The following is a 2,179-nucleotide window of genomic DNA, read 5'->3' as shown; positions in this document are numbered from 1 at the left end:
GCTCCGAAAGGCCGCCGCCAGAACCCTCGAGCAGCTCTGGTCAGCCATCGCTCATATCATCGACGCCTTCACACCGAAGGAGTGCGCAAACTACTTCGCCGCCGCCGGATATGATGCAGACTGATCGAAAAATGCTCTAGTGGACGGCGGCCAGGGCGTCGCCCAGGGTGCGGCGGGTCACCGGCTTGCCGAGGAAGCCGATCGGGTCGATGGCCGCCATGGCGCGGCGGAAGTCCTCGGTGATCGATCCCGAGACGAACAGGGAGCGGACGCCCAGCTTGGCATAGAGCTTCTGCGCCAGCTTGCCGCCGTCGGTGTTCTTGGCCAGGCGGATGTCCACCAGGGCCAGGTCGGGCCTGTCTTCCTCGGCCATTTCCCAGGCGGTGCAGGCGTCTGCGGCTTCGGCGACGACCTCGTGGCCCAGGTCCTCCAGCAGGCTGACGATGTCGAGGGCGATCAGGGCGTCGTCTTCAACAACCATAATGCGCATGGTCATACGGTGCTCCTCGGGAAGACGACTGCAAAACGCGCGCCGACCTCCGCATCTTCAATTTCGAAACGCCCGCCCAGCTGCCGGGCCAGCGCGTCGATCGCCCTCATGCCCAAGCTCTTGGTCTTCTTGGGGGTGAAGCCCTCGGGCAGGCCGGCCCCGTTGTCGGACACGCTCAAACGGTAGTCGTCCCCGTCGGTTCCGAACGTCACCTGTATGCGCGGCGTCCGATTCGTCGGGCAACCATATTTCAGGGCGTTGGTGATCAACTCGTTCAGGATGAGCGCCAGGGGCGCGGCCTGACGCACGTCGAGCAGGATCGGCTCGACCTTCGTCTCCAGGACGATGTTCTCGGCGCCCATCGACTCCACCAGTTCGTGGGCCAGGGCCTCGGCATAGGCGCCGGCGTCGAACAGGCCGATCTGGCCGCCGGCCTTGTAGAGCTGCTCATGCACCCGGCCCACGGCCATGATGCGGGTCAGGGTCTTGTCCAGGGCCTCCCGGGTCTCGGCGTGCTCCGAGGCTCGGGACTGCAGCCGCACCACGCTGGCGATCTGCTGCAGGGAGTTCTTCACCCGGTGGTTCACCTCGTCCAGCAACAGGGTGCGGTCGGCCAGCAGGGCGCGGAGGCGTTCGGCGGTGTCGGCCTCGACCTCGCGGTCCAGGTTGATGTCCCGCAGGGCCCGGATGAACAGCCAGGCCAGGAGGCCGGCGAAGCCCACCAGGGTCAGCAGCACCAGGATGCGGATGGCGCCCGCGCGCTCGACGCGCTGGGCCTCCAGGTCCGCCTCGGTGCGGTCGAGTTCGGCCACCAGGCGACGAATCTCGGCCATGGCGGCGATGCCCTCGCCCCGGCGGATGATGCGGATGGCGGCCACGGGCGCGCCGGCGGCGCGGGCGGCCATGGTCTGGTCGATCACCGACAGCCGCTTGGCCATCTGGGTCCGCAGGATCTGCAGGCGGGCCTGCTGGTCGCGATTGTCCTCGGTCAGGGCCGTGACGGCCTGCAGGTCGTGCTCGGCCTTGGCGCGGGACGCATTGACCTGGGCGACGAACATCCGGTCGCCGGTGAGCACATAGGCGCGTTGGGCCGATTCCGCGTCGCTCAGGGCCTGCAGGACATCGCTGATGCCGCTGCGCACCTGGTGGGTGTGGCTGACCGAGCGCGCGGCGCTGTCGTACCAGAGGAAGATCCCGCCGAGGCTGGCGAAGGTCAGGAAGAGCGCGCCGACGGTGGCCGCCAGCAGGCGGAAGGCGCGCTCGCGCGCGCCCTGGCGGTCAGCGCCCGAAATCTCGATCGGGTCGCGCGCCATGGACCGTCTACTCTTCCTTGGCGCGGCGCTTCCGCATGCTGGGGTTCAGCACCTGCTTGCGCAGCCGGATCGACTTGGGCGTCACCTCGACCAGCTCGTCTTCCTCGATGTAGGCGATGGCCTGCTCCAGGGTCATCCGGCGCGGCGGCGTCAGGCGCACGGCCTCGTCCTTGCCGGACGCACGGATGTTGTTGAGCGCCTTGGCCTTCATCGGGTTGACGTCCAGGTCGTCGGAGCGCGAGTTCTCCCCGATGATCATGCCCTGGTAGGTCTTTTCGCCGCCGCCCACGAACATGAAGCCGCGGTCCTCCAGGTTCCACAAGGCGAAGTCCGTCGTCTCGCCGTCGGAGTTGGAGACCAGCACGCCCTTGCGGCC

2 protein-coding genes and 2 pseudogenes are annotated in these 2,179 nt (G+C 68.0%); 1 reads left to right on the top strand and 3 read right to left on the bottom strand.

Annotated elements, in window-relative coordinates; all coding sequences use genetic code 11:
• Positions 1-124 (top strand): annotated as a pseudogene (locus Q7T09_RS12435) (IS630 family transposase); the annotation flags it as partial.
• Positions 125-136: 12 nt separating this feature from the next.
• On the opposite strand, the gene Q7T09_RS12430 reads toward Q7T09_RS12435, so the two are convergent.
• From Q7T09_RS12430 to Q7T09_RS12420, 3 genes and pseudogenes are all read right to left on the bottom strand, one after another.
• Entirely contained in the window at positions 137-496 is a 360-nt protein-coding gene (locus Q7T09_RS12430; protein WP_304700050.1) for a response regulator, read from the bottom strand.
• Positions 493-1,803 carry a sensor histidine kinase gene (locus tag Q7T09_RS12425; protein ID WP_304700048.1) on the bottom strand — a complete coding sequence of 437 codons (1,311 nt, stop codon included), beginning with the start codon at positions 1,801-1,803 and terminating at the stop codon, positions 493-495. The genes Q7T09_RS12430 and Q7T09_RS12425 overlap by 4 nt, the downstream gene beginning before the upstream one ends.
• A gap of 7 nt (positions 1,804-1,810) precedes the next feature.
• Positions 1,811-2,179 (bottom strand): annotated as a pseudogene (locus tag Q7T09_RS12420) (translational GTPase TypA); the annotation flags it as partial.

The sequence above is a fragment of the Phenylobacterium sp. genome (assembly GCF_030645195.1).
Classification (GTDB): Bacteria; Pseudomonadota; Alphaproteobacteria; order Caulobacterales; family Caulobacteraceae; genus Phenylobacterium.
The sequence above is the reverse complement of the archived record's forward strand: the minus strand, read 5'-3'. Positions and strand labels throughout refer to the sequence as shown.

Coding starts and splice junctions, on each gene's coding strand:
- Q7T09_RS12425 (WP_304700048.1), bottom strand. CDS start 1,803: ATGGCGCGCGACCCGATCGAGATTTCGGGCGCTGACCGCCAGGGCGCG.
- Q7T09_RS12430 (WP_304700050.1), bottom strand. CDS start 496: ATGACCATGCGCATTATGGTTGTTGAAGACGACGCCCTGATCGCCCTC.